Here is a 23,745-nt window from a genome sequence, read left to right as displayed (position 1 = left end):
GGCAGCAGCGGGAAGAGCTTGAACCGATCGGGGTAAGGGGCCCGCGGGCAAGGCGGACGGTCGAGGTTTCCCACCGCCGACAACCACGAATAAGGCTTACCCCGTTAGAGGTAAGCCTTATTGAATCCGCAGAGAGCGGTTCCGTCACCGTCCTATGCCGCTGTTGCCGTGCCGGTCTGGTTCAATCTGGGTGCCCCGGTTACTTGACGGTGTAGTTGATAACGGAACTGCCGCCGCAGGAGTAGGTGAGCTCCCGGGTCACCATCTTCGAGATGGTGCCGGTCTCGGTGTCCATCTTGCGGGCAAAGATGAGCACCTTGTTGTTGCTCAGGTAGGTGTAGGTCCCCACCACCGCCTCGGGCTGCTGGTACTCGTTTTTCTTCACCTCGGTGGCCCTGCGCGTCAGCACCACCAGGCCGTTCTCGGACAGCTTGAAGTACTTGGCGAACTCCGCCTGCACGATCTTGTAGCAGCACACCGAGTTCAGCCCGCCCCGCATCAGTTCCCCCATGAGCATGCCGGACTGGCTGGGGACCAGGCTCTGCAGGTCGGCAAAGTCGGTCACCATGACCGTCGCCCTCCCCCCGGTCTCCTCCTTGCAGGAGGCGGGCGCGCAGCTTTGGCGGTCGGCGCACTTGTCGGTGCACAGTTCCAGGGCCATGTCGTGGAACAGCGTCTTCATGTCGGTGGCGTCGAGCAGCATGGGCAGGGTCTTGTTGTGACAGTCCCCCCCCACCGTGATGGGCAGGGTCCCCGCGCACCCCGACAGGAGGGAAGCGGCGATGAGGGCCAGGAGCATAAGGCGCACAGGACTCATTTACGGATCCCCTCCCCTGCCGTACTCTGGCCGCCCCAGCAGGTCGGGATGTCCCGGCAGCTGTAGGGGGTATCACCGACGATCTTCATGGTGCTCAGCCTGTCCTCGCGGAAAAGCAGGCTGTCGATGTAGTTGTTCCTGGGGAGATGGACCTGCCCCGAGGAGATCACCAGCCCGGTGCCGATGTCCATCACCCTCGCGTTGACGATGAGATGGTTGTCGGCAACGGAATAGGTCCCGGTGACCACGCCGCCGATCTTGTACAGGGCACGGATCTTCTGTATGTCGCGGCTTAAGGAAAACTCGCCGTGCTCGTTGACGGTGGTGTCCTTGGCAAGCCTTACCTCGTAGACCTTCCACTTGCGCACCTGCAACTCGTGGATCACGTCCTCGGCAACCAGCCTGCCGAAGGAGGTGGTCTCGTTGAGGTTGTCGAGATTGACGAAGCTGGTGACGATAAAGGTGTTTTCCAGGCTCTTCCTGTCGGCGTTTCGCTCCAGCTGGTCGGTCATGAAGATCATCCGGGCGTTGAATTTGCCCACCTGGGTGAGGCTGTCCTGGACCTGCAGCGGCTCGTCGACGATGTAGCGCTGGTTGGACTCGATGGTCTTTTTCTGGTAGCTGTCGGCATCCCTGTGCTGGGAAGCGGGGCCCATGGCGGCCGAGTTGGCGCATGCCGAACAGAGCCCGATGGCGAGCAGTGCCAAAGCCTTTACGTGGTGTCTCACAGGTCACCTCCCTCGCGTCCGATCTCGGTGCGCGGCAGCAGGATGTACTCCACGCGGTTGGACATGTACTCGAACTGCTTCAGCCGGTAGGAGACCGGGTAGTCCCGGTTGATGTTGGGGCACCAGTTGTCCCAGGTCACGTTGTACCCGTCGCGAAAGCACAGCGAGTCGGTAGTGCAGGGAATAAAGGCGCGACTCCTGACACCGTCATTGATTACTACGGGAGTGGTTGTGACACAGCCCGTCACCGTGCTGGACAGCAACAATAAAAAGACCAATCGTTTCATTGTCCCTCCTGATCATGTTATTTAACCAACGCTTTCAACAACATGTTCACTCATCGGGACGGCTACTTCATACTTAAGTCAGGAAAACGGAAATCTTCTCCCACTATTGACCACGAAGTCAGATTGTTTACTTCGGTAAAATCTTCGTCCAATGTGGGAGGCGCCACCCCGCATCGCCCCACCGCTCAAAGAGCCGTCCCCTGCCCGGGCCTCCGCAACCGCGACAGGTCGACCCCCTCGTGCTCCAGGAGTTTTATCTTTTTGTCGACGCCTGCCGCATAACCGGTCAGGCTGCCATTGGTCCCCACCACGCGGTGACAGGGAATCACGATGGAGATCGGGTTGTGGCCCACGGCCCCGCCGACGGCCTGCGCGGACATGCTCGCCTTGCCGGTCTGGGCCGCCATCTTTTTCGCGATGTCACCATAGGTGATGACTTCGCCGTACGGGATCCCGCACAGGATGTCCCAGACCCCCCTGCGGAATGCCCCGCCTTTGGGTGCCAAAGGCAAGTCGGCGATGGCCGGCCGTTCCCCCCTGAAATACCGGTCCAGCCACTGTCGCGCCGCAACAAGCGCCGGCAGATCCGGTCTCTCCTCCGTCTCTTCCTGCACGGTCGCCGCAAAATATTTCTGCCCCTCCAGCCACAAACCGACGAGATTGCCGCCGTCGCTCGCGAGCATGATCCTTCCCAAGGGGGACGCATAATCTGTCGAGTACATCATAGTTACCTCGTGCACCGGGCCGGTGCTTACAGTGAGTTCCATAAATTGACCGTCGCGTAACTACGCCAGGGGCGCCACGTCTCGGCCAACGCCGATATTTCCTTCAAGGTGCGCGGAGCCAACGCCTTTTTCACCCCGAAATCCGTATCGGGGAAGGCATCGGGCCATCCCATGGCTCGCATCGCGACGTACTGCGCCGTCCACGGCCCGATGCCGGGAACGGCCAGCAGCTTCTTCAGCTCCGTTTCCGGTTCGGCTCCGAACTTGAAATCTATCTCTTCCCGCACCACGGCCCGGGCCAGCTCCAAAATGGTGCGCGCCCGGGCGCCGGTGATGCCCAGCGGGCCGAGATGCCCGTCGATGGGCCCGTCCAGGGCGACGATCTGCTCAGGTGATGGGAAAACGTGGCTGAGCCCCTCGATGCCGGTCGCAACGGGAGTGCCATGGGCTGCTACGAGCCGTGCGGCCAGAGTGCGGGCCGCCTTCACGGTAATTTGCTGCCCCAGCACGGCCCGCACCGCCATCTCGAAAGGATCGAAACAACCGGGTAGGCGCGTTCCCAGGGTACAGAGGCCGGGGCGGATGGCGTTCATGGCACCAAGAACCTCATACACCGCATGCGGATCGCAGAACAGATCGAAGAGGTGCCGGATCCGGGCCAGCACCTGGGTCAGTACCGGCAAAAGGGCCGGGTCCACCGTCACCGTCAGCACGTCGTTTTCCGGCCGGTGCCCTACCCGTACCCAGCCATATGCAGGTTGCTTCTCTGCGCTGACGAGATGCACGGTGCGCAGGTATTGGCCGTCGATTATCGTCTCCACGCCGGGAATGGCGCGCTGGGCGAGAAAGTCCAGCATCTGGCGCCACTGGTAAGGCGGGCGATACCCCAGCGCCAGGACGATGGCGTTGTCCCGGCTTTGCGTGCGGGGCGACTGCCGGCGCAAGGCGGTAGGCGCCAGCCGGTACTTGTTCTTGAAGAGGTCATTGAAGCGCCGCAGGCTGCCGAAACCGGCCGCCATCGCCACGTCGAGCACCGAAAGGTCGGTGTCGGCAAGGAGGCTCTTGGCGAGCAGCAAGCGGCAGGTCTGCAGATATTGAACCGGGGTGACGTGGTAGGCAGCCGAAAAGACGCGGCGCATGTGGCGGTCCGTGCAGCCGAGATGGCCGGCGATCTCTTCGATACTCAATCCGCTGCCGCAGTTCTCCTCCAGCAAGACCTTGGCCCGATGGACCAGGACGGCGGAGGCATCGACCGGCGCTGTCCCCGGGGCGCGTTCCGGCCGGCACAAAAGGCAGGGCCGGAAGCCCGCCTGTTCCGCCGCAGCAGCCGTAGTGTAGAAGGTGCAGTTTTCCGGTTTGGGGAGTTTCGCCCGGCATATCGGGCGGCAGTAGATTCCCGTGGAGGAGACCCCCACGAAAAAGTGCCCGTCGAAGCGGGCGTCCTTCGCCTTCAGTGCCGCGTACCATATCCGTTCTTCATCCCTCGACATATGCCTCACCTCTTTTGAGCAAGATACAACATCCTCTCCCAAAAAACCGGCTATTTTCGGACATGCATGCAAATAGGGGGAAGAAATGATACAGACAACGCAAAAAGCCGTCCGATACCGGAGCGGCCTTTTGAACGGAACGTTTTCCTGGTTCCCAAGCTCCGGCTTGGGAACCCCACATGGCGCAAAGCTCCAGCTTTGCATCCGAGGGAAGTTGGAGCTTCGGAGAAGTTTGCGTTCCCAAGGCGGACCTTGGGAACGAGATCAATGGGAATACCAACACGGATCCCTAACACAGCCTTGTAAAAGGGGGACAGGGGGATTTGATTTTTGCCAGCAGCAGATAGATGCCTGATCCAAATAGAAAAAGCCTCTATCTGTGATCCAGATAGAGGCTTTATTCGAAGTACTGGTGCGAGAGAGGGGACTTGAACCCCTATACCTTGCGGTGCCAGATCCTAAGTCTGGTGCGTCTGCCAATTCCGCCACTCTCGCAAAATCGAACAGCTGAAACAACAAACCCCGCTTTTAAACGGGGTTGTCTTTATAGGTTGGGGTGGGTAGTGGGATTCGAACCCACGTATGAACGAGTCACAGTCGTTTGTGTTAACCGCTTCACCATACCCACCATATTCAATTGTGGCACGCCTGAGAGGGTTCGAACCTCTGACCTACGGCTTAGAAGGCCGTTGCTCTATCCAGCTGAGCTACAGGCGCAGAAGTAAAGCCCTGCAATGAGTGGTCGGGGTGAGAGGATTCGAACCTCCGGCCCCCTGCTCCCAAGGCAGGTGCGCTAGCCAGGCTGCGCTACACCCCGATCCAAGAAGCACGTTTATAGCACAGGGTTTCCGGCCGTGCAAGATATTTTTTCCGTAAACAGAACCGCAATTAACAGGGATGAAGGGGATGAAAGGGATAACATCTCAGAAAGGTTTACCCATCCCCTTTATCCCCTTTATCCCTGTTAGACGGTTGCGGTTTTCTGTTCTTTCTTTGCGTCTCGGCGTCTTAGCGTGAGGACAATGCCTCTTTGAGCATCTGCATGGCCCGCCCGCGGTGGCTGATGGCGTTCTTCACCTCCATGGGGAGCTCGGAGAAGGTCTGCCCGTACTCCGGCACCATGAACAACGGATCGTACCCGAAGCCACCGTCGCCGCGCGGCGTCTCCAGGATCTCGCCGGCCAGCATGCCGTCGAAGGTCTGGCAGGTCCCGTCCGGGAGGCAGAGCGCGATGACGCAGTGAAAGGCCCCGATGCGCTGCTCGCGCGGCACGCCGGAGAGCTCCTTTAAAAGCAGCGCGTTGTTGTCGGCGTCGCTGGCATGCTCGCCGGCAAAGCGCGCCGAGAAGACGCCTGGACGCCCGCCGAGATAGTCGACGCAGAGCCCGGAATCGTCGGCCAGCACGGGCTTGCCGGTGAACCTGGCCGCCGAGAGCGCCTTCTTAATGGCGTTGGCCTCGAAGGTGTCGCCGTCCTCGACCACGTCCGGGAGTTCCGGGAAATCGGCGGGAGACAGGATGGTCTCCACCACCCCGCGCAACAGTTCGGCAAACTCCTTCAGCTTCCCCTTGTTGCCCGATGCCACCAGGAGTTCTTTCATGCCTGAAGCGCCTCCCGCTGCAGTTCGAAGAGCCGGGAGAGCCCGAGCATGGCGTGGCTGCGCATGGCGTCCATCTGCTCGATGGTGAACGGCTCCGCCTCGGCGGTCCCCTGCACCTCGACGAAGCGCATCGACGAGGTCATCACGAAGTTCATGTCCACCTCGGCGTTGGAGTCCTCCGGGTAGTCGAGGTCGAGGAACGGGGTGCCGTCGATGATGCCCACGCTGACCGCGGCCACCGCCTCGCGCAGCGGGCTCTCCGCCAGCTCCCCGTTGTCCACCAGGGTCTGCAGCGCGTCGGCCAGCGCCACGTAGGCGCCGGTGATGGAAGCGGTGCGGGTGCCGCCGTCGGCCTGGATCACGTCGCAGTCGATGAGGATGGAGCGCTCACCCAGCTTCTCCATGTCCACCACCGCGCGCAGCGATCTGCCGATCAGGCGCTGGATCTCGTGGGTGCGTCCCGAGAGTTTCCCCTTCGAGGACTCGCGCTGGTTGCGGGTGTGGGTTGCGCGCGGCAGCATGCAGTACTCGGCGGTCACCCAGCCGGTCCCCTTCCCTTTCAGGAACGAGGGCACCTTCGCCTCGACGGTCGCGTTGCAGATGACCTTGGTGTCGCCGAACTCGATCAGGACCGAGCCTTCGGCGTGTTTGAGGTAGTTGCGGGTGATCTTCACATCTCTCAGTGCGTCGGCCGCGCGGCCGTTTGTGCGTGTCATGCTCTCTCCAAAACCGGTTCAACGTTCAAGGTTCAACGTTCGTTATGCTGCTTCCCCTCAAGCCGCCCTTTCCCGGCGGCTAAATTTCCTTTGTTCACCATCAACTGCTGTAAAAGGTTTTCTCAGATGTCCTCAGATTTTCTCCGTGTGAGAGGTTCTAAGGTTTTCTCCGAAGTTCTCAGACGTTCTCCGTGGCCAATGGTTTTGTCGGCTTGTCCGATGTCCGGTTCAAACGTCGAACGTTGAACGGCCCGTTTAGTTGCCGTTGGGTGCCGTCTTGAGTTGCGGCACGACGCCCACCTTGCCGCGGCCGCCGTTGTCGAAGATCCTGGGACCGCTCTCCCCCCAGAAGTTGTTGGGGGCACGAAACTCCTCGGTGCCGGCGTTGTAGACGTCGTACCCGCTGTTGCCGCTGATGATGTTGCCCCAGGCCACGCCGGCGCCGTCGAAAACCAGCATCCCCTGGGTGCCGTTGCCGGTGATCAGGTTCCCCTCCACCCGCACCCGCGAGGTGGTCAGGGAGATACCGTAATCGCTGTTGCGCGCGAGCTTCATGCCGGAGATACTCCCCTCGCTCTCCAGCAGGGTCACCCCGCGCCCGTTGTCCAGCACGGCCCCGCCGGCGAGCTTCACCCGGCAGCCGTCACACGACAGTGCCGAACGGTTCATGGCGAGACTGCCGTCCTGCAGGTAGAGGGAGCTTTTCTGGGCCGAGATGCCGACGCGGTTGCCGATCAGGTTGAGGCTGCGCAGCGTCGCTTCGCTGTTGGCAAAGACCAGGCCCGCATCGCAGTCCGAGGCGCCGCCGGCTTCCATCTGCACCAGGGCATCCTGAAAGCGCATCCCCACGGCGCAGCGCTCTGCCCGCACCCCTTTCAGCGTCAGGTTGGAGAAGAGCGCTTCGAGACCGGTCTGGGCTCCGTCGATGCGGCAGTTCTCCAGGACATTCTTCTTCTCGCTTCCCAGGAGCGTGATCCCCAGCCAGTCCCCCGCCGCCGAAGTGGCGAAGCTGGAGGTAAAACGGACCGGGTCCTCCTTGGTACCGGCAGCGACGATACGTCCCTGCACCAGCAGGGTCGCATTGCGCCCCTCGCTCTTTTTGAAGCGCACCACCGTTCCCGGCTCCACGGTCAGCGTCGCCTGGGCCGCGACCGTGACCGCCCCCTGCACCAGCACCTCGCCGCGCCAGACCGTATCCTCGGCCAGCACCTGGTCGCCGTACGAGATCTGCGGCTTGAAGGGCGCCTCGACCCGCTGTGCCGCAGCCGCAGCCGGAGCAGCCGCAGCTGGCGCAATCACCGCCGGAGCCGGAGCCACCACAGCGGGAGCCGGCTCGCCGGCCGGCTTGTCTACCGCCTTGGCGAACGCGGGCTCGCCCACCGTAGCCTTGGCGAACGCGGGCTCGCCCACCGTAGCCTTGGCGAACGCGGGCTCGCCCACCGTAGCCTTGGCGAACGCGGGCTCGCCCACCGTAGCCTTGGCGAAGGTGGGAAGCAAAAGGGCCGCCAGAAGCGGCCCCGCGCAGGTAAGGGCAAGGATCAGTTTTTTCATGTAACCGGGATCTCTATGCTTTCCTGGTGGTACACCTTGTTCTTGCCGCAGCGCTTGGCCAGGTAGAGCAGGGAGTCCACGATGTTGAACAGCTCGTCCATCTTGTCGGCATTCTCGGGATAGCTCGCCACGCCGATACTCACCGTGACGCCGCGGTTGGTTCCTTCCACGAGCCTCTCTGCGGTACCCTTCTGCACGCTGTCGCGCAGGCGCTCCGCCGCCAGGACGGCCTTTTCCAGCCGCGTCTCCGGCAGGAGCACGATGAACTCCTCGCCGCCGTAGCGGAAGGCGACGTCGACGCCGCGGATGGTCTGCAGGATCAGCTCTCCCATCATTTCCAGGAGACGGTCGCCGGCGGCGTGCCCGTAGCTGTCGTTGTAGGACTTGAAGTCGTCCACGTCCATCATGATGATGGAAAACGGCTTGTGGTAGCGCTTCGCGCGCGCCATCTCCTGCCGGAAGTACTGCTTGAAATAACGGTGGTTGTGCAGCCCGGTGAGCGCGTCCGTTATAGCCAGAAGTTTGGTCTGCTTGTGCAGCGTGGCGTTGTGAATCGCCATGGCGGCAAACGAGGCCAGGATGGAGAGCATGTTCAGCTTCTCCCGGTCGAACTGCCTCGGAGCGAAATCATCCAGGTAGAGAATCCCCACGATGCGCTCCTGGAAGATGAGCGGCACGCAGACCAGCGAGCGGATACCCTCGTTAAGCGCGATGGGGTTGTTGAAGAAGGGGGTCTGTTCCGTGTCCTCTATATAGAAGATTTCCCCCGCCCGCAGCACCTGCTCGGTCAGCCCGCCGGCGGTCACCTCCCAGCGCTCCTTCTTGACAAAATCCGCCGTCAGCCCCGAGTGCGCGTGCAGGCTCAGTTCGCGTTTGGCGTCGTAGTAGAGCGCGACGCTGCCGGCCGGCGTTTCGGCGAATCTCATCGCGGAGGTGAGGATGGCCTGCAGCACCGTGTCCAGGTCCAGCGTGGACACGACGGCTTTGGCGACCTCGATCAGGTCCTTGAGCGCCTTGACTTGGGACTCGAGCGACTCTTTCTGGCTGTTGCAATCACACTGGGTCATGGAGGCTCCCGGCAGGAAAATTAACCACACATGAATAACACAGTGCTGCCCCGCTTGTAAATGGTGGAGCGTTGTAAACAGCGGCAATTTCTATTTTTATGAGCAGCCGAAATTTTAATCTATTAACGCTTGACTTCGTCATACATCTTGTGGTTTATTTCTGCCGCTCCACAAAATGTAGGGCCCCAAGCAAATGACATGGCTACATGTTGAATATCCCAAGGAGGACGAAAGGTTATGAAGAAAACAGTCGAGAAGGGTCACATCCCGGGTCTCACCAAGAACGCATTGACGGTGCTCGAGAAGCGCTATTTGAAGAGGGACCAGGCCGGGAAGCCCCTTGAGACTGCCTCCGACATGTTCCGCCGCGTGGCGACCGCCATCGCGCAGGCCGACGCCGTGTTCGACAAGAAGGCGGACATCTCCGCGCTGTCGGACAAGTTCTACAACATGATGACCAACTTCGAGTTCCTCCCCAACTCCCCTACCCTGATGAACGCCGGCCGCGAACTGGGGCAGCTCTCCGCCTGCTTCGTGCTTCCGGTGGGCGACAGCATGGAGGAAATCTTCGAATCGGTCAAGAACACCGCGCTGATCCACAAGTCCGGCGGCGGCACCGGCTTCTCCTTCTCGCGCCTTCGTCCGGCCAACGACGTGGTCATGTCCACCACCGGCATCTCCAGCGGCCCCCTTTCCTTCATGAGGGTGTTCGATATCGCCACCGAGACCATCAAGCAGGGAGGCACCCGCCGCGGCGCCAACATGGCGATCCTGCGTGTCGACCATCCGGACATCATGGACTTCATCATGTGCAAGAACGACCAGCGCCAGCTGAACAACTTCAACATCTCGGTCGGCATCACCGAGGAGTTCATGAAGGCCGTCGACGCGGACCGCGACTATACCATATTCAACCCGCGCGACAAGAAGCCGGCCGGGACGCTGAACGCGCGCAAAGTGTTCAATCGCATCGTGAAGCAGGCCTGGGAGAACGGCGAGCCGGGCATCATCTTCCTGGACCGCCTGAACAAGGACAACCCGACCCCGCACATCGGCGAGATCGAGTCGACCAACCCCTGCGGGGAGCAGCCGCTTCTCCCTTACGAGTCCTGCAACCTGGGCTCCATCAACCTGGGCAAGTTCGTCGCCCACGGCAAGGTCAACTGGGACAAGCTGAAAGAGACCGTGCGCACCTCCGTGCATTTCCTGGACAACGTCATCGAGGTGAACAACTACCCGCTGCCGCAGATCGACGAGATGACCCGCGCCAACCGCAAGATCGGCCTGGGGGTCATGGGGTGGGCGGACATGCTGATCCTGCTCGGCATCCCCTACGGCTCCGAGGAGTCCGTGGAACTGGGTGAGAAGGTGATGCAGTTCATCAACGAAGAAGGCAAGATCGCCTCCCGCGAACTCGCCAAGAGCCGCGGCCCCTTCCCCAACTTCAAGGGAAGCGTCTACGACCAGCCGGGCGCCGCGCCGATCAGGAACGCGACCGTCACCACCATCGCGCCGACCGGCACCATCTCCATCATCGCCAACGCCTCCTCCGGCGTCGAGCCGCTCTTCGCGGTCAGCTTCGTGCGCCAGGTGATGGACAAGAACATCCTGGTCGAAGTGAACCCGCTCTTCGAGAAGATCGCCAAGGAGCAGGACTTCTACAGCGACGAGTTGATGCAGCGGATCGCCGAGCACGGCACCGTGCAGGACATCAGCGCCATCCCCGAGGACGTGCGCGACGTGTTCGTCACCGCCCACGACATCACCCCGGAAGAGCACATCACCATGCAGGCCGCCTTCCAGCGTCACACCGACAACGCCGTCTCCAAGACCGTGAACTTCCCGCGCGAGGCCACCGTCGAGGACGTCGAGAAGGTGTACCGTCTGGCCTACGAGACCAACTGCAAAGGCGTCACCATCTACCGTGACGGCTCCCGCGACGAGCAGGTGCTCTCCGTAGGCAAGAAGGAAGAGCCCAAGGCCGCCGTGGCGCTCACACTGGAAGAGAAGCGCAGCATCAAGCGCGACCGTCCCAAGGCGCTCAAAGGGTGGACCTACCAGATGCAGACCGGCTGCGGCCCGCTGTACATCACCATCAACGAAGATGCCACCGGTCTCTTCGAAGTCTTCACCACCATGGGCAAGGCCGGCGGCTGCGCCGCCAGCCAGAGCGAGGCCATCGGCCGCATGGTGTCCCTGGCCTGGAGAAGCGGCGTGCAGGCACGCCAGGTCGTGAAGCAGCTGCTCGGCATCTCCTGCCACAGCCCGAGCGGTTTCGGCGACAACAAGGTCCTCTCCTGCGCCGATGCCGTCGCCAAGGCGATTCAGTCGCACCTGGCGCTGACCGGCCACGCCGAAATCATCGAGGCCCCGAGCTTCGAGAGAGGCGCCTGCCCCGAGTGCGGTGGCGTCGTCGAGCACGAAGGCGGCTGCGCAGTATGCCGCGTCTGCGGCTACTCCGAGTGCGCGTAGCGAGAAACTTGAAAGCTACTGTAAGAGTGAATAAGAAATAGAGGTAAAACGAAGGGGGACCCGACTTGCGGGTCCCCCTTTTTATGTACCATCGCACCGGCCGTAGACGGATACCCTCTCGGGAGAGGGTGCCCGAAGGGCGGGTGAGGGGCTTCAATCCTGGTGACAGTCCACAGCGGCTTCGGGCTCCGGCCAAAGAACTGGAAAAACCCGAAGAAACCTGCTATCACTTCAGAATCGGCACCAGCTGAAGCAAAGATTTACGAAATGGAGGTTGCGGGTGATCGATTACGACAAATTCAGCAAATCGCTCAAGCATCTTGAGCTGCAGTTTGCGAACTACAGCAGCTCTCGTGAACGCGACCTCCCCGAACTGGACAGGGAAGCGTTGGCCGAATCGGTCGTGCATCGCTTTGAGACCTGCTACGACTGCCTCTGGAAGATCCTCAAGCGCTACCTGATGGAAGAGTTGGGTATCCCCGACGTCCCAAACAGCCCCAAGCCGATCTTCCGCCTTGGCTTTGAAAACAAGCTCTTCCCTTCAGTAGAAGGCTGGCTGGAATACGCCCAAGCCCGTGTCGACACCTCCCACGACTACAGTGGTGAAAAGGCAGAGGAATGTCTGAAGCTGATGGGGTATTTTATTGATGACGCCATTGGTCTTTACCAGACCATGACTGGTGAAGCGTGGGAGTAATGGACACTATTGACATCACGCCAGAGCAGCAAAAGTCGATTCTATCTTTGCTGAGCAGCTTTATCCCCGGTACAGCGGTCTGGGCCTATGGCTCGCGCGTTAAAGGGACTTCCCGTCCCGCTTCCGATCTGGACTTGGTGGTCTTTGCTCGGCGTGAGCAGCGCGAACACGTTAGCGCGCTGAAAGAGGCGTTCGAGGAAAGCGACTTGCCGTTCCGTGTTGACGTGATGATATGGGATGAGGTACCGGAGAACTTCCGTAACAACATTTTGGAGCACTATACGATTCTGATAGAGAGCCGCGTGTCCCCCACAAAGTAGCTCCGCCCCCCTTTTTATCTTTTCCTCCCCGCATAAACGGCTATCGGCACGGTGTAGACGATCTTGCCGGCTTCCTCGCGGGCGTTGATGCCCAGGCTGTCGATGCCGACGTCGGCAGTCACCACTTCCCGGATCACCTGGTCGTCTCCCGGTTTGGGAAAGGACGCGCGTATCTGCGTCTCCAGCTCGATGTTGACGCCGTAGGCGCTCCGGCGGCAGTCGACCAGGCCGGAACGCTGGAACAGCGCCTCGAACTCTTCCTCAGTCAAGGCGTGTGTATGCGAGGGGTCGCGGATCAGTTCCAGGTGGTCATAGGCGGCAGACTTTGCCGCGGGCATGGCGACATCGGCCACCATTACCGTCCCCCCGGGGCGGCAGACGCGGATCATTTCGGAGAGCGCCTGCCGCGGCTCCAGCAGATGGTGGAAGCTGTAGCGGGTGATGACCAGCGAGAACGAATTGTCCGGGTACGCCAGCGGTACGGCGTTGCCGACGTCCCAGGACAGGTTGGCCAGCCCCTGCTCACCTTGGCGCTGCCTGGCCTGCTCGATCATGGCCGGCGTGATGTCGACTCCCGTTACCTGCTTGGCGTGCCTGGCAAACGCGCAGGCAACCATCCCCGGACCGCACGCGACATCGAGCACTTCGTCGCTCTTGCCGACTCCGGACACCTCCAACAGCACCTGCAATGCATCGTGATGCCCCGGCACCTGCGTGAACGGTACCGCCTGTTGCGAGAACTGCTCTATGATCTTCTCCCGGTGCGCCTGCTCAGTATCGTTTGCCACTATTGTTCCCCCCTGAAATATTCGCCATAGTAAAAAATCGGGGCAGTCGCCCCTAGCGGTCCTGGAAAACCGGTGCCCGCTTCTCCAGGAAAGCGCTCATCCCCTCCTTCTGATCTGCGGTGGCGAAGCTGTAGCCGAAGAGTTCTGCTTCGTAGGCACAGGCCCGGGCCAAGTCCATCTCCAGCCCGTTCACCACCGCCTCCTTGCAGAGCCGCGTGGCTACACGGCCTTTCGAAGCTATCTTCGCCGCCACCTTGTGGGCCTCGCTCAGCAACTCGTCCTGCGGCACCACCCGGTTCACGAGACCTATGCGCAGCGCCTCCGCTGCGTCGACCATGTCACCGGTGAGTATCATCTCGAGCGCCCGCCCCTTCCCGACCAGCCTGGGGAGTCGTTGCGATCCCCCGAACCCGGGGAGGATGCCGATGTTGATCTCGGGCTGCCCGAACTTCGCGTTATCGGAGGCGATGCGGATATCACAGGCCATGGAAAGTTCGCAGCCGCCGCCCAGGGCATAGCCGTTCACCGCTGCGATAAAGGGCTTGGATGAGCGCTCGATGGCGGCGAAGATGCCGTGAGCCTTGAGCGCCAGTTCACGCGCCTGGGTCGAGGTCATGTCCCGCATGAGCGAGATGTCGGCGCCCGCGATGAATGCCTTCGCGCCCGCCCCGGTGATGACCGCGGCGCGGATCTCGTCGTTACCGTCTATCTCGGCAACCGTGCGTTGCAGTTCCTCCAGGGTCTCCGGTGTCATGGCGTTCATGGCCGCCGGGCGGTTCACCGTCACCGTCGCAATTCGATTCTTCACTTCCAGCAGCAGGTTCTTCAGTTCCATTTCTCCCTCCTTACCTGACAGCACCGTCTCTGTGACAGTCCGCTCCTGACGGATGAGGATACCGGGAAATGGCAAAGTCACAACTGCCCCGCCTTCCTTACTAACTAGATAGTGCCTTTCACCCCCCTCATGGCTTGAAGAAATGACCGGTAGTCTTACACTTGTTGTCATCACACCTGCGGAAAGGAGGGATGACAAGAGGCGCAGGAATACGATCCTTGGTTTTTCACGTGCAGTGACTAGCAAAGGAGGATGCTATGGCCATTATTCTTGCCAAGAGGCGGACGATCTTCGGGCTTTTGCTGGCCTTCATGCTGCTGGTGCCAGCATGGGCCTCGGCGCAGACGTCTTTTGACCGCATCGTGGTGTTCGGCGACAGCCTTTCAGACCCCGGCAACGCCTTCGTCTTTCTGGGGCAGTCGAACACACCGCCTTACCAGTTCCTGGACCAACTCCTCGTCCCCGAGATGCCCTACGCGCGGGGCGGCCACCACTTCAGCAACGGAGCGACCTGGGTGGAACAGTTGGCGCGGCACTACTCGCTGTCAGGGAACACCCGGCCCGCTTTTAGGGAGTTGGGGCTCGACGCCACCAATTACGCGATCGGCGGCGCACGGGCCCATGACAAGGCGGGCGAAGCGACCATCACCTTCGAGGTGACAACCTTCTTGAACGTGTTCGGCGGCCACGCGCCGCAGAACGCACTCTACGTGGTCGAATTCGGCAGTAACGACATCAGGGACGCCCTGGAGGCACAGGATCCCGCCGTTGTCGAGCAGGCGGTGGCTTCCCTGCAGGCGAACATCACCGCACTCTACAGTGCCGGCGCCAGAAAGTTCCTGGTATGCAACGCCCCGGACCTTTCGCTGACACCCGCGATCATCACCACCGACAAGGAGATGCCGGGAGTAGCGGCCGGCGCACACCAGTTGTCCCAGTACTACAACTTCCTCCTCGACTACCTGCTGACATCGATGTCGGCCCAGCTCCCCGGCCTGCAGGTGGTGCGCGTCGCCTTTTATGACAAGCTTGAGGAGTTGGTGGCCAATCCCTCCGCATTCGGGTTGCAGGTCGTCGACGCCCCCTGCCTGACACCCGGCTCGCCGCCTTTTGTCTGTAGCAAGCCCGACACCTTCATCTTCTGGGACGGCATCCATCCCACCGAGTACGTACACGGCGTCATGGCACAGCAGGCGCTGTCAGAACTGGCGAAGTAAGTGAAAAACCGGAGCCTCCGCAAAAGGAGCTCCGGTTTACTTTTCCTCAGTTGCCAGAACTAAAAAAGTAGCCGGTCCCCTTTTCCTCCGGAGAACGCCCCCCCTCTTTTTGCCGATCAGCGAATCACGATGCTGTTGACTGACAAGCTTGGACCGAAAGCAAGTGCTTTCTCTACCCCACCTACTGTCGCCCCGATATGCAAATGCGGTTCTAGCGTGTTGCCGGAATTACCAACGTCGGCAAGCCATAGCCCGCTAGAAACTGCTTCTCCAACCTTTACCCTTATGCTGCCATGCTTTAGATGCGCTAACAATACTTCCGCGTCGCTGCACTTCAGAACAATGTGGTTTCCAGCCGGATGCTCTCCGTCCGGATGTCCCGGCGCAGTATCTGCAGCCCTGTCATAAAGGGATTGGACGGTCCCCGTGCAAGGGCTGAGAAGTCTCTCGCCAAATATTTCGTAATCATCCAGGGATTTAGGTGAAACTCCAGCCGACCGATTGCCGATTCGATTTAACTTAACAATATCGAAGGCGAGTTTATTGCCTGCCAGTGCATGAAACGGGTTGGAAACTATGCTGTTCCCGCCTTGGAGCACATAATATTTCCCTGAAGTTAACGGAAATGCCAGGTTAAGGGGGGGACCGGGCTGACGGAAGGCTGCTACAGCCAAGACGTTGAGGTTAATCAACAGGATGAGGGCCAGCAATAAAAAAGCCAAACGCAACCGGCTCCAAGATGTGGCGATACCCGTTTTGGACCTACTCCGCGAGATAATGTGCACAACGGCAATGACAAACAAAACCGGCAGAGCATAGCGGAAGTAATAACTCGTTAAGGCCCAAGGCCCCGCGAGAAAGGCAAAGCTAACAATACAACCACTGATCACTATCAGCAGTGCGGTCTGGGATCGCGGCCGAGGTTTGGCTCCGAGCAACAAGGCGAACGCAACTAAAGTGAGCCCCAGCGGGTAAAATGCAAAAAGAGGCAGAAAAAGTCGCGTCATATGTCCCCCTTGCGGGCTCTAGGAACACAGCGGCGGCTTCGCCGTCCGCTACTGTGCTGGAGGAAAAACACAACAGGTATATCTAACAGGGATGAAGGGGATGAAAGGGATAAAACCAGACTCCTGGGGTTTGCCCCTTCATCCCCTTCATCCCCTTCATCCCCTTCATCCCCTTCATCCCTGTTAGAATGCCCCTAATGCTGCCGCAACAGACGCTGCCGGTGTCAGCGGTCTTGACATACAACATAACAGGCGCGTTCAGGGAAACGATTACTGGGACAACAACTTCTGGAGGAACTACAGCGTGACGTCCACGAAGAATGCCCAATGGGGCGTCCCCCTTCCGTGAGCCTGAATCGCCGAATACACCATATGTGGGCCGCCTTATCATGCCGCTGATGGGAAGGGGACTTGGTAAACTAGCCTGTCCCCTTTTCTCCGCAGGAACATCAGTTGGAGAGAAAGCCGTGGAGATGTCAAAGGCAAGGAACAGGTAATCTATGAATTTGATCGGCCATTCATGCAGACCGGCGGCATGTTTTCTCTCCGGAGGCAGCGTCTACTTCAAGGCCTCGCACCGTCCGGCGGGGAATTCCCGCCAGACTTTCTCTATCGCATAATGGTTCGACATCCACCGTAGAACACAAAATTTGCGTCCTTCGCATGCACAAAGCTCTTAAGGCTCGGAATATGAATAGCAAACTCGGACAACGCCTTGGGATCTTGGCTAAAGGGATAGTCGATTGGTACTAGATAGACCTGGCCGTTGTACTCGAAGCCATGGCCTGTAGCATAAATAATAGAGACCTCTGCATCTGCTGAATTCGTTGAAAAAGATTGCAGGGCAACCTGAAGATCGGTTCTTGATGGGTTAACGGCCGTTTGTACTTCAAAACCTGAATTCTTCAGTGCCAGAGCCACTCGGTGTAAGTCTTTTTCAGCACCTGGAAGAGGTTGTAGCCTTTCGCTCCGATAATCCGAGAATACGAAAACAAAAGCCACTCGTTTGCCAGAGCTTGTACCCGACTTGATCTGCAAGGGCACTGACAGACGGATATCTGGCACATCCGGTTCCTGAAATCCCCCACTTTTCTTTTTAGTCATTGAAACAAGATCGGATTGAAGCGCTGAATACGTTAGCGATGGCCTTTCCAGTAACTCTATTAGTGCAGATGCGAAGGGATTACCTCCACCCTCACCCTGGTCAAGCGTTGGCTTTCCCGACTGCGAAGCATAAAATATTAAGGGCTCTTTGAGTTTGGAAACTGGAGTAGGTAGGGGTTTTGCTACTCTGCTGGAATCTTTAACAGGTTGCGAGTTAAATTTTATTGGGCTACCAGCAGATGTTGATGGAACAGTCCCCACGAGAAAAATGATTGCTATTGCTACAAAGCCGATCTGAAACAACCTCTGCCTCCTGTTTTCACTGATTGCCCCACGTCTTGATACCCGTATTCACCTTTTGCTATTGATTGTCGTACGCCCTGTTATTGTGCTTTCACCGTCTGGTCATTAGGAAAAGGAAGCACACCAGGCTTCGGCAGAGGCAAGATGGAACCGTTTGGATATTTTTTCAGTTTCAGATAATCGGTAAGGGATTGTATGCGCCAGAGGGTGTCGGGGTGGGTCGAAAGTAATTCCGGCCTTCGCCCACCTTGTTCCTGAGCGGCCAGAACCTTAAACACCTCAACGGTACCTCCGGAATGGCCGTACGTGCGGACAAAAAGATCCATGGCATAGCGATCCGCAGCCGACTCACGATCACGTGAGTGTTTCAAATCGAAGGTCTGCACTGAAGGCGATATGAACCCGGGCAGATCACCGGACACCCCCAGTACCGTCATGATGGACACAAGAACGAGGCCCCGCCCCAATCCTCTTAAATGATCGCGGTGGGCATAATGCCCTAGCTCGTGGGCTAATATGATCGCGACCTCGTTCTCGTTCTTCAATTTAGACACCAGCCCCTTAAAAACAACAATATTCCCTGCTGGCAAAGCCACTGCATTCACTATGTTCTCATCGACGATTATGACTCTGTAAGCGAATGGCGGTAGCCCCTCAGCCGAAGACACTAAAGAGTCGAGTACCTTTTGCAGATATTTCTGGGTGCGGGGAAAGTCACTATGGCCAAATTTTGAGGTAATGCCGCCAGCAATAGCTGCTTCAAATTTGGGAGGCAGACGTTCTGCGATTTTCTCGGCCGTGTACCCCAAAAGAAGGTATATTACGAAAACGATCCCCAACAACCACAAAGTAAGGCGAATAAATTCTCCGAAATGGCTGTTCGATTGAACATTTACATTCTTTTCGCAGTATCGTGGCTCAAAATTCATTTTGAGTAGTACACGGCCGTGCCGCAAGCCATGGCCTCGATTCCTGTTATTTTCTTCCGCTCACCTATTTTCAACCCCTCTATACGGACGTTGAGAATCGCATCCGCACCCACAGCTTTCTCTTTCATGCGCAAGACCGCTTCGCGGCGAGCCCTGTCCATCATGGCCTCCGCAACAGAGATCCGCATGCCAAAAACGCTGGCCAAACTTGCAACGACCTGCTTGAAAAAATCCCCGCCAATCACGACGCTTCCCATTACCAGTTCTGTTTTGGCAACTGGTCGGTCTTCAGCAAATTTCAGGGTCAATGCCGGGAGTGAAAGAAGTCTTTTCTCCCGTTCAACAATGCTCTTTAAATGGGCTTTTTCTCTATAGGTACCGACAAAATAAGATGCTACAAACAGGAAAATCCAGAATCCCCAGTTCAGTAAATCTGCCGCAAAATCTGCCATGGTTGCTCTCCTATTCCACCCTGACAGCGGTGCCATAGATGTAAATCTCTGCCGCACCGGCAGCGACATCAGATGTCGCGAATCGGACATTTACGATTGCGTTTGCGCCGATCGCTCTCGCCTGCTCAATCATCCGGTTGATAGCCTCCTGTCGAGTCTCTTCCAGCAGACGGGTGTAGTTCTTTAACTCGCCACCGAACATATTCTTAAACGAAGCCCCAATATCCTTGAAGGCATTTTTGGATCGAACCGTACTGCCGCACACCAGTCCGAAATGCGTTGTGATGGTCTTCCCAGGAATAGTTTCGATGTTGGTGATTTCCATTTTTTCTCCTTTGTAGTAATTCCGAATTCAGTCCCGCCACCATCCGAAGAGCCTGTAATTGCCATCCTTTTTCCCGCTGGCAACGGGGCTCGGCGTGACCTGCGCGGCTGGTTTTGCCGCGTCAGTGTCTACGCCGGTGTTGGGCTTTCGGGGCCAATTCTCTTCTTGCCGTGGGCGTTAAAAGTAACAGCCAGCTCATTGTCACAATAATTAACAAGCCCAAAGCCATATGATAACTACTATTTGTCCTGAAATAAGTTAGACTCTTTTGGCCTTCGGAAAATTGATTAAGTAACAATATCGGTGATAAAAATAACCATAACGTCCTGCCCCAAGTTTTGAACCGAAAGACTCCTATCCCAGCGATTATTGCTACACACCCTAACCCCATCCCCCAAATTCCTCCACGGAAGAAGGTTCGTTTCCATTCATCCCAAGTAGCGCCGGTCGATGAAATATAACGAGCCATTTTGGGGGGTAAGTCTGCGACGTTAAACGAAGCGGCACCAATGGCGATGGCTCCATAGGAGATATAGGCAGTGCCGATTAAAATAATTATTACTGCTGCAAGTTTCAGGGTTTTCATCACTTCCTTTTCAAGCCCAACTTTCATTTATACAAGCACATTATCGGCAATATATAGAGATTCTTCATCTCTGTCAAAGCTGAAGTGGCGCCCCACCATCGCGAGGTTCTTTCTGAAACCGTGCCGGTCCAAGTCGTCCCCCTCCTCTTTTCCAACTGATCAGTTCGTCTAGCACCGGATGCCATTTGTGCTCCGCCCAAACCCTTTCGCAGACGGCGGATCATTCATTCCTCCGAAAAAACCATTTCTCAAGCGGCGAATGCATTCTGTCCTCCGCAAAATGTATTTCTCAAGCGGCGAATGCATTCCGTCCTCCGCAAAATGTATTTTTCGAGCGGCGGATGCATTCGGTCCTTCGCAAAATATATTTCTCGAGCGGCGGATGCATTCCGTCCTCAGCAAAATATATTTCTCGCGCGGCGGATGCATTCCGTCCTCCGCAAAATACATTTCTCGTGCGGCGGATGCATTTCGTCCTACGGAAAATACATTTCTCAAGCGGCGGATGCATTTCGTCCTACGGAAAATACATTTCTCAAGCGGCGGATGCATTTCGTCCTCCGCAAAATGCATTTCTCAAGCGGTGGATGCATCTCGTCCTTTACAAAATGCATTTCTCGAGCAGGATATGCATTCCGCTCTCTATAAAATGAATTTTAGGGCTACGAATGCGGCAAAGTGGATTTATCAGGCGGTGAGTTCGGTTCTGATGAGTGCGGGGTGGTGATTGATGGGGGGAGGGGGTAGAGATGGCGGTGGAGCCGTAACCGGTCCCCCCTTCAACGGGGGGGGCCGGTCTTGTGAGGAGTCAATCGCTAAAGTTACGTCACGATAATACCAACGGCTTCACTCCAGGGGCCGAACTCGTTGTGTCCGATACTCCTGACCCTGAAATAGTACCAGGACGCCCTTTCCAGATTACCAATTACAACACGAACCTTCGTCAAAAATCCGTAATCCTCAAACGATCCTTCACCTTGTGGATGTCCCTTGCAAATCTGCAATTGGTAGGAGCCAGCTGCAAGGTCCTTATCCCAACTCAATGAAACCTCGGCGATGTTGGGGCCGTTTTTCGCCCTGAGACCCAGAATGCTGGCGGAAACGGACCTGTCATGGCCCCTCTTTGCCTTTTCCTTCGGCTGATACCCGTTGTTGTGGAGCCAGGAGTCATCTTTCTCGTGTTTCGCCCTCAGCATCAGGTAACTCGCGTTCGTGTGCACGTCCTCCAAGGCAGCGGCCACCGCGGCATCAAGTTCCTTGGTCGTAGACACGCTGAGGGCGTTGGCTCTCTCCAACTCCCTTGCGATCGCCTCTTTATGCTCCCTGAATTTTGTCGTCCCCGGAACCCAAGCGTCCATCAGGGTATTGATCTTTGTGTGCGCAGCCTGCAAAGTTGCTGCGTCATCAAGCCAAAGGATCAATTCCGGGGGGGCCATTTCTGCATGGTTCATAAGGATTCTGCCCAAGAGACTCATGCTTTTTCCTCCCATATTTGTTGGAATTTACTAATCATACATGAGAGTTTGTCGGGGTCAACTGATGGATTTCGGCGGGGTCTTGAACCGGGCTTTGGACGGTGCAAGACCGGGGGGGGCTGACAAATACGCAGGCCTCCCCGGCCCTGCCTGGGCGGGATCTACTCTATTCTCAACTTCGCCTTTATTTCCGATGCGGAGGCGCTGGTCGCATAGACAGGGGTGCCGACGTCGAAAAACTTCGACGCGGTCAGCCCGCCTACCACGACCGGGTCCAGCCCGATGCTGCGGGCCAACTCGACGGCGACCTGCACCGCTTCCTGATCGTCACCGGCGATGGGAATGCCGATGGTGTCGCCGTTCTTGTTGACGGTCTTTTTCAAGTCTTCGAAATAGACGGAGTTGAAGGCCCGCACGATCCTCGCCCCGGGGAGCAGGCGCGCCACCACGCTCCCCATCCCTCCCGGGTCCTGCCTCGCCTCGACCGCCATCGCCCCATCCCGCTCGGGGTACGGGTTGGAGGTGTCGATGACGATCTTGCCTTGCAAGGCCTGCTTGGTTTCGCTGTCCAGCTCCCGGTAGGCCTTGAGCGGCACTGAGAGCAGTACCACGTCACCGAACTCGATCGCTTCCGCTACGCTCCCGGCTCGGGCCGAGGGCCCGGCTGCCGTCACCAACTCCTGCAGCTCTTCCGGGTGCCGCGAACTGAACAACACCTCGTAGCCCGCCTTGCCCAACATCACCCCCAGGTTGCCACCGATGTGACCCGATCCGATTATGCCTATCTTTTGTACTCTCATGTCAGGGTCCTCCTTGTCTGCTGACGGGGTCCCTCCTTTCAGTCAACATCCCCTCTTCACCAGAGTATACTCCCTCGCGGCATCCGGCTGCCATGGGGTAACATGTTCTTTTCCTTGTGGCGGCAGCGCGCCTGTGCTACAGCAAAGGCTTCCGGATTATCTTAGGGATAGGAGGGGACGCCGTGGCAAAGGCCAAACGCAGCGTGTTGGGAAGCATAGCGGACAGGGTGATTCACATCGAAAGCTCCCCGAAAGGGTTCGAGGCGTTCGGCCACGACAAGCTGGGGAGAAAAGTGGTCCTCGCGCGGCGTACCGCGCTCGATGCCATGGTCCTTGACGGCGCAGAGGTGGCGCAGTGCCTGGCCGACTTCACCAGGAAGCCGGTAACGTTGCGGTTACAGTCAGAAAACAGGGAGGAATTCTTCCCGACAACGGCGTAAGGCGGCACAGCCGCCGCCCACACGTCACAGGCAGGAGAAAGTGGCAGGAATGGAAAATTTCGTCTTGATCGGGGTGTTCGTCCTCTTGGGGATGCTCTTTCGCCGCCTCGAGGCCTTCCCCAAGGACTCGGCGCAGACCCTCAACATGTTCGCCCTCTACGTATCGCTGCCGGCGCTGATTCTCCTCAAGGTGCCGCAGATCGTATTCTCCCGGGAGATCGTCACCGCGGCCATGGTCCCCTGGGGCATGCTGCTCCTCTCCATCGCGTCGGTGCTCGCGGCGGGCCGCTTCTGGCGCTGGGACCGCGCGACGCTCGGGGTGCTGCTCCTGGTGGTGCCCCTTGGCAACACCTCGTTTTTGGGCGTGCCCATGGTCCAAGCCTTCTTCGGCGCGGCCGGCCTCCCCTACCTGATCATCTACGACCAACTGGGGACGCTGTTGATCATGGTGAGCTACGGCTCCTTCATCCTGGCCGTGTACGGCAAGGACGGGTCGGTTAACCTCGCGGCGATGGTGCGCAAGATGCTCTTCTTCCCGCCCACCATCGCCCTCCTGGTCGCCCTCTGCGCCCGCTCCTGGCCCTACCCGCAAAAACTCGCGCAGGTACTGCAAAACATCGCGCTCACCCTGGTGCCGGTGGTGATGACCGCGATCGGCATGCAGATGCGGCTGAGGCTGCCGCGCAGGGTGCTGGGGCCGCTGGCATTCGGGCTGGCGGTAAAACTCCTGGCGGCGCCCTTGACGGCACTGCTGATCTGCCGCGTGGCGGGGCTCACCGGCATGGTGGTCGATGTCGCCATCCTGGAGGCGGCCATGCCCCCCATGGTGACCGCCGGGGCCCTGGCCGTCGCAGCGGGCATGGAGGCGGACCTCGCCGTGGCCATGATCGGCATCGGCATCATCCTCTCCTTCGGCACCCTCCCCGCCACCTACTGGCTGACGCGCATCTTTGCCTGACCAAGGCGGGGACTGGCTCCGCCAGGTGCCTGTCCCCTTGGGGCTTATTGAAGCTGG

Annotated in this window: 25 protein-coding genes and 4 tRNA genes; 6 read left to right on the top strand and 23 right to left on the bottom strand. The window is 58.6% G+C overall.

Translation table 11 applies throughout. The features are described 5' to 3' along the window. Window positions 1-199: 199 nt before the first annotated feature. From H7687_RS20325 to H7687_RS20265, 13 genes are all read right to left on the bottom strand, one after another. A complete protein-coding gene (locus H7687_RS20325) occupies window positions 200-817 on the bottom strand; it encodes a FlgO family outer membrane protein (RefSeq protein ID WP_183350840.1) in 618 nt (205 codons plus the stop codon). Then, entirely contained in the window at window positions 814-1,545 is a 732-nt protein-coding gene (locus H7687_RS20320; protein WP_183350838.1) for a FlgO family outer membrane protein, read from the bottom strand. The genes H7687_RS20325 and H7687_RS20320 overlap by 4 nt, the downstream gene beginning before the upstream one ends. Further along, window positions 1,542-1,832, bottom strand: a complete 291-nt coding sequence (locus tag H7687_RS20315; RefSeq protein WP_183350836.1) for a hypothetical protein — start codon at window positions 1,830-1,832, stop codon at window positions 1,542-1,544. The genes H7687_RS20320 and H7687_RS20315 overlap by 4 nt, the downstream gene beginning before the upstream one ends. Before the next feature lie 185 nt (window positions 1,833-2,017). Then, window positions 2,018-2,557 (bottom strand): methylated-DNA--[protein]-cysteine S-methyltransferase, encoded by a 540-nt coding sequence (locus tag H7687_RS20310; protein ID WP_183350834.1) that lies wholly within the window; start codon window positions 2,555-2,557, stop codon window positions 2,018-2,020. A gap of 26 nt (window positions 2,558-2,583) precedes the next feature. After that, a complete protein-coding gene (locus tag H7687_RS20305) occupies window positions 2,584-4,047 on the bottom strand; it encodes an AlkA N-terminal domain-containing protein (RefSeq protein WP_183350832.1) in 1,464 nt (487 codons plus the stop codon). Between the two features lie 410 nt (window positions 4,048-4,457). Next, a tRNA-Leu gene (locus H7687_RS20300) sits at window positions 4,458-4,542 on the bottom strand. Between the two features lie 57 nt (window positions 4,543-4,599). Continuing rightward, window positions 4,600-4,675, bottom strand: a tRNA-His gene (locus H7687_RS20295). Window positions 4,676-4,687: 12 nt separating this feature from the next. Further along, window positions 4,688-4,764, bottom strand: a tRNA-Arg gene (locus H7687_RS20290). A 22-nt stretch (window positions 4,765-4,786) separates the two neighbouring features. Then, window positions 4,787-4,864, bottom strand: a tRNA-Pro gene (locus tag H7687_RS20285). A gap of 191 nt (window positions 4,865-5,055) precedes the next feature. Beyond that, a complete protein-coding gene (locus tag H7687_RS20280; protein WP_183350830.1) occupies window positions 5,056-5,646 on the bottom strand; it encodes an XTP/dITP diphosphatase in 591 nt (196 codons plus the stop codon). Further along, complete coding sequence (gene rph, locus H7687_RS20275; RefSeq protein WP_183350828.1) at window positions 5,643-6,362, bottom strand: ribonuclease PH; 720 nt, start codon at window positions 6,360-6,362, stop codon at window positions 5,643-5,645. The genes H7687_RS20280 and rph overlap by 4 nt, the downstream gene beginning before the upstream one ends. A 255-nt stretch (window positions 6,363-6,617) precedes the next feature. Beyond that, window positions 6,618-7,913, bottom strand: coding sequence for a right-handed parallel beta-helix repeat-containing protein (locus H7687_RS20270; RefSeq protein ID WP_183350826.1), 1,296 nt, complete (start codon window positions 7,911-7,913; stop codon window positions 6,618-6,620). Next, window positions 7,910-8,980, bottom strand: coding sequence for a sensor domain-containing diguanylate cyclase (locus H7687_RS20265; protein WP_183350825.1), 1,071 nt, complete (start codon window positions 8,978-8,980; stop codon window positions 7,910-7,912). Before H7687_RS20265 ends, H7687_RS20270 begins: the two co-directional genes overlap by 4 nt. A gap of 237 nt (window positions 8,981-9,217) precedes the next feature. Between H7687_RS20265 and H7687_RS20260 the strand changes: the two genes are divergently transcribed. From H7687_RS20260 to H7687_RS20250, 3 genes are all read left to right on the top strand, one after another. Further along, window positions 9,218-11,452 carry a vitamin B12-dependent ribonucleotide reductase gene (locus tag H7687_RS20260; RefSeq protein ID WP_183350823.1) on the top strand — a complete coding sequence of 745 codons (2,235 nt, stop codon included), beginning with the start codon at window positions 9,218-9,220 and terminating at the stop codon, window positions 11,450-11,452. A gap of 280 nt (window positions 11,453-11,732) precedes the next feature. Next, window positions 11,733-12,149: a nucleotidyltransferase substrate binding protein gene (locus tag H7687_RS20255; RefSeq protein ID WP_183350821.1), complete on the top strand. Its 417-nt coding sequence runs from the start codon at window positions 11,733-11,735 to the stop codon at window positions 12,147-12,149. After that, complete coding sequence (locus H7687_RS20250; RefSeq protein WP_183350819.1) at window positions 12,149-12,469, top strand: nucleotidyltransferase family protein; 321 nt, start codon at window positions 12,149-12,151, stop codon at window positions 12,467-12,469. Before H7687_RS20255 ends, H7687_RS20250 begins: the two co-directional genes overlap by 1 nt. A gap of 14 nt (window positions 12,470-12,483) precedes the next feature. On the opposite strand, the gene H7687_RS20245 is transcribed toward H7687_RS20250, so the two are convergent. Together H7687_RS20245 and H7687_RS20240 are read right to left on the bottom strand one after the other, a co-directional pair. Then, window positions 12,484-13,257 carry a class I SAM-dependent methyltransferase gene (locus tag H7687_RS20245; RefSeq protein WP_183350817.1) on the bottom strand — a complete coding sequence of 258 codons (774 nt, stop codon included), beginning with the start codon at window positions 13,255-13,257 and terminating at the stop codon, window positions 12,484-12,486. A 52-nt stretch (window positions 13,258-13,309) separates the two neighbouring features. Continuing rightward, a complete protein-coding gene (locus H7687_RS20240; protein WP_183350815.1) occupies window positions 13,310-14,092 on the bottom strand; it encodes an enoyl-CoA hydratase-related protein in 783 nt (260 codons plus the stop codon). A 257-nt stretch (window positions 14,093-14,349) separates the two neighbouring features. Here H7687_RS20240 and H7687_RS20235 point away from each other — a divergent pair, with 257 nt between their 5' ends. After that, window positions 14,350-15,309, top strand: a complete 960-nt coding sequence (locus tag H7687_RS20235) for an SGNH/GDSL hydrolase family protein (RefSeq protein ID WP_183350813.1) — start codon at window positions 14,350-14,352, stop codon at window positions 15,307-15,309. A gap of 116 nt (window positions 15,310-15,425) precedes the next feature. Here H7687_RS20235 and H7687_RS20230 read toward each other — a convergent pair whose 3' ends face one another. From H7687_RS20230 to H7687_RS20195, 8 genes are all read right to left on the bottom strand, one after another. Beyond that, the gene (locus H7687_RS20230) at window positions 15,426-16,316 is read right to left on the bottom strand and encodes a M23 family metallopeptidase (RefSeq protein WP_183350811.1); all 891 of its coding nucleotides are present in this window, start codon (window positions 16,314-16,316) and stop codon (window positions 15,426-15,428) included. A 609-nt stretch (window positions 16,317-16,925) separates the two neighbouring features. After that, window positions 16,926-17,723, bottom strand: a complete 798-nt coding sequence (locus H7687_RS20225; protein WP_183350809.1) for a caspase family protein — start codon at window positions 17,721-17,723, stop codon at window positions 16,926-16,928. An 80-nt stretch (window positions 17,724-17,803) separates the two neighbouring features. Next, window positions 17,804-18,679, bottom strand: a complete 876-nt coding sequence (locus tag H7687_RS20220) for a M48 family metallopeptidase (protein ID WP_183350807.1) — start codon at window positions 18,677-18,679, stop codon at window positions 17,804-17,806. After that, window positions 18,649-19,104, bottom strand: a complete 456-nt coding sequence (locus tag H7687_RS20215) for a YbjQ family protein (RefSeq protein ID WP_183350805.1) — start codon at window positions 19,102-19,104, stop codon at window positions 18,649-18,651. Before H7687_RS20215 ends, H7687_RS20220 begins: the two co-directional genes overlap by 31 nt. Before the next feature lie 10 nt (window positions 19,105-19,114). Further along, entirely contained in the window at window positions 19,115-19,429 is a 315-nt protein-coding gene (locus tag H7687_RS20210; protein ID WP_183350803.1) for a YbjQ family protein, read from the bottom strand. A 121-nt stretch (window positions 19,430-19,550) separates the two neighbouring features. Further along, window positions 19,551-20,042, bottom strand: coding sequence for a hypothetical protein (locus tag H7687_RS20205; protein WP_183350801.1), 492 nt, complete (start codon window positions 20,040-20,042; stop codon window positions 19,551-19,553). Window positions 20,043-20,836: 794 nt separating this feature from the next. Continuing rightward, on the bottom strand, window positions 20,837-21,490 hold the full coding sequence (locus H7687_RS20200; protein ID WP_183350799.1) for a fibronectin type III domain-containing protein: 654 nt from the start codon (window positions 21,488-21,490) through the stop codon (window positions 20,837-20,839). A gap of 161 nt (window positions 21,491-21,651) precedes the next feature. Continuing rightward, window positions 21,652-22,290 (bottom strand): NADPH-dependent F420 reductase, encoded by a 639-nt coding sequence (locus H7687_RS20195; RefSeq protein WP_183350797.1) that lies wholly within the window; start codon window positions 22,288-22,290, stop codon window positions 21,652-21,654. Between the two features lie 182 nt (window positions 22,291-22,472). Here H7687_RS20195 and H7687_RS20190 point away from each other — a divergent pair, with 182 nt between their 5' ends. Then, window positions 22,473-22,730: a hypothetical protein gene (locus H7687_RS20190; RefSeq protein ID WP_183350795.1), complete on the top strand. Its 258-nt coding sequence runs from the start codon at window positions 22,473-22,475 to the stop codon at window positions 22,728-22,730. Between the two features lie 49 nt (window positions 22,731-22,779). Then, window positions 22,780-23,688, top strand: a complete 909-nt coding sequence (locus tag H7687_RS20185) for an AEC family transporter (protein ID WP_183350793.1) — start codon at window positions 22,780-22,782, stop codon at window positions 23,686-23,688. Window positions 23,689-23,745 lie beyond the last annotated feature (57 nt).

This window comes from Geomonas paludis (genome assembly GCF_014193585.1).
Classification (GTDB): domain Bacteria; phylum Desulfobacterota; class Desulfuromonadia; order Geobacterales; family Geobacteraceae; genus Geomonas; species Geomonas paludis.
The sequence above is the reverse complement of the archived record's forward strand: the minus strand, read 5'-3'. Positions and strand labels throughout refer to the sequence as shown.

Excerpts from the sequence above, each read along its gene's own strand:
- H7687_RS20215 (WP_183350805.1), bottom strand. The coding sequence starts at position 19,104 with ATGGCAGATTTTGCGGCAGATTTACTGAACTGGGGATTCTGGATTTTC.
- H7687_RS20265 (WP_183350825.1), bottom strand. The coding sequence starts at position 8,980 with ATGACCCAGTGTGATTGCAACAGCCAGAAAGAGTCGCTCGAGTCCCAA.
- rph (WP_183350828.1), bottom strand. The coding sequence starts at position 6,362 with ATGACACGCACAAACGGCCGCGCGGCCGACGCACTGAGAGATGTGAAG.
- H7687_RS20280 (WP_183350830.1), bottom strand. The coding sequence starts at position 5,646 with ATGAAAGAACTCCTGGTGGCATCGGGCAACAAGGGGAAGCTGAAGGAG.
- H7687_RS20235 (WP_183350813.1), top strand. The coding sequence starts at position 14,350 with ATGGCCATTATTCTTGCCAAGAGGCGGACGATCTTCGGGCTTTTGCTG.
- H7687_RS20185 (WP_183350793.1), top strand. The coding sequence starts at position 22,780 with ATGGAAAATTTCGTCTTGATCGGGGTGTTCGTCCTCTTGGGGATGCTC.
- H7687_RS20310 (WP_183350834.1), bottom strand. The coding sequence starts at position 2,557 with ATGATGTACTCGACAGATTATGCGTCCCCCTTGGGAAGGATCATGCTC.
- H7687_RS20250 (WP_183350819.1), top strand. The coding sequence starts at position 12,149 with ATGGACACTATTGACATCACGCCAGAGCAGCAAAAGTCGATTCTATCT.
- H7687_RS20270 (WP_183350826.1), bottom strand. The coding sequence starts at position 7,913 with ATGAAAAAACTGATCCTTGCCCTTACCTGCGCGGGGCCGCTTCTGGCG.
- H7687_RS20205 (WP_183350801.1), bottom strand. The coding sequence starts at position 20,042 with ATGAAAGTTGGGCTTGAAAAGGAAGTGATGAAAACCCTGAAACTTGCA.
- H7687_RS20230 (WP_183350811.1), bottom strand. The coding sequence starts at position 16,316 with ATGACGCGACTTTTTCTGCCTCTTTTTGCATTTTACCCGCTGGGGCTC.
- H7687_RS20260 (WP_183350823.1), top strand. The coding sequence starts at position 9,218 with ATGAAGAAAACAGTCGAGAAGGGTCACATCCCGGGTCTCACCAAGAAC.
- H7687_RS20305 (WP_183350832.1), bottom strand. The coding sequence starts at position 4,047 with ATGTCGAGGGATGAAGAACGGATATGGTACGCGGCACTGAAGGCGAAG.
- H7687_RS20240 (WP_183350815.1), bottom strand. The coding sequence starts at position 14,092 with ATGGAACTGAAGAACCTGCTGCTGGAAGTGAAGAATCGAATTGCGACG.
- H7687_RS20200 (WP_183350799.1), bottom strand. The coding sequence starts at position 21,490 with ATGAGTCTCTTGGGCAGAATCCTTATGAACCATGCAGAAATGGCCCCC.
- H7687_RS20325 (WP_183350840.1), bottom strand. The coding sequence starts at position 817 with ATGAGTCCTGTGCGCCTTATGCTCCTGGCCCTCATCGCCGCTTCCCTC.
- H7687_RS20210 (WP_183350803.1), bottom strand. The coding sequence starts at position 19,429 with ATGGAAATCACCAACATCGAAACTATTCCTGGGAAGACCATCACAACG.
- H7687_RS20195 (WP_183350797.1), bottom strand. The coding sequence starts at position 22,290 with ATGAGAGTACAAAAGATAGGCATAATCGGATCGGGTCACATCGGTGGC.
- H7687_RS20315 (WP_183350836.1), bottom strand. The coding sequence starts at position 1,832 with ATGAAACGATTGGTCTTTTTATTGTTGCTGTCCAGCACGGTGACGGGC.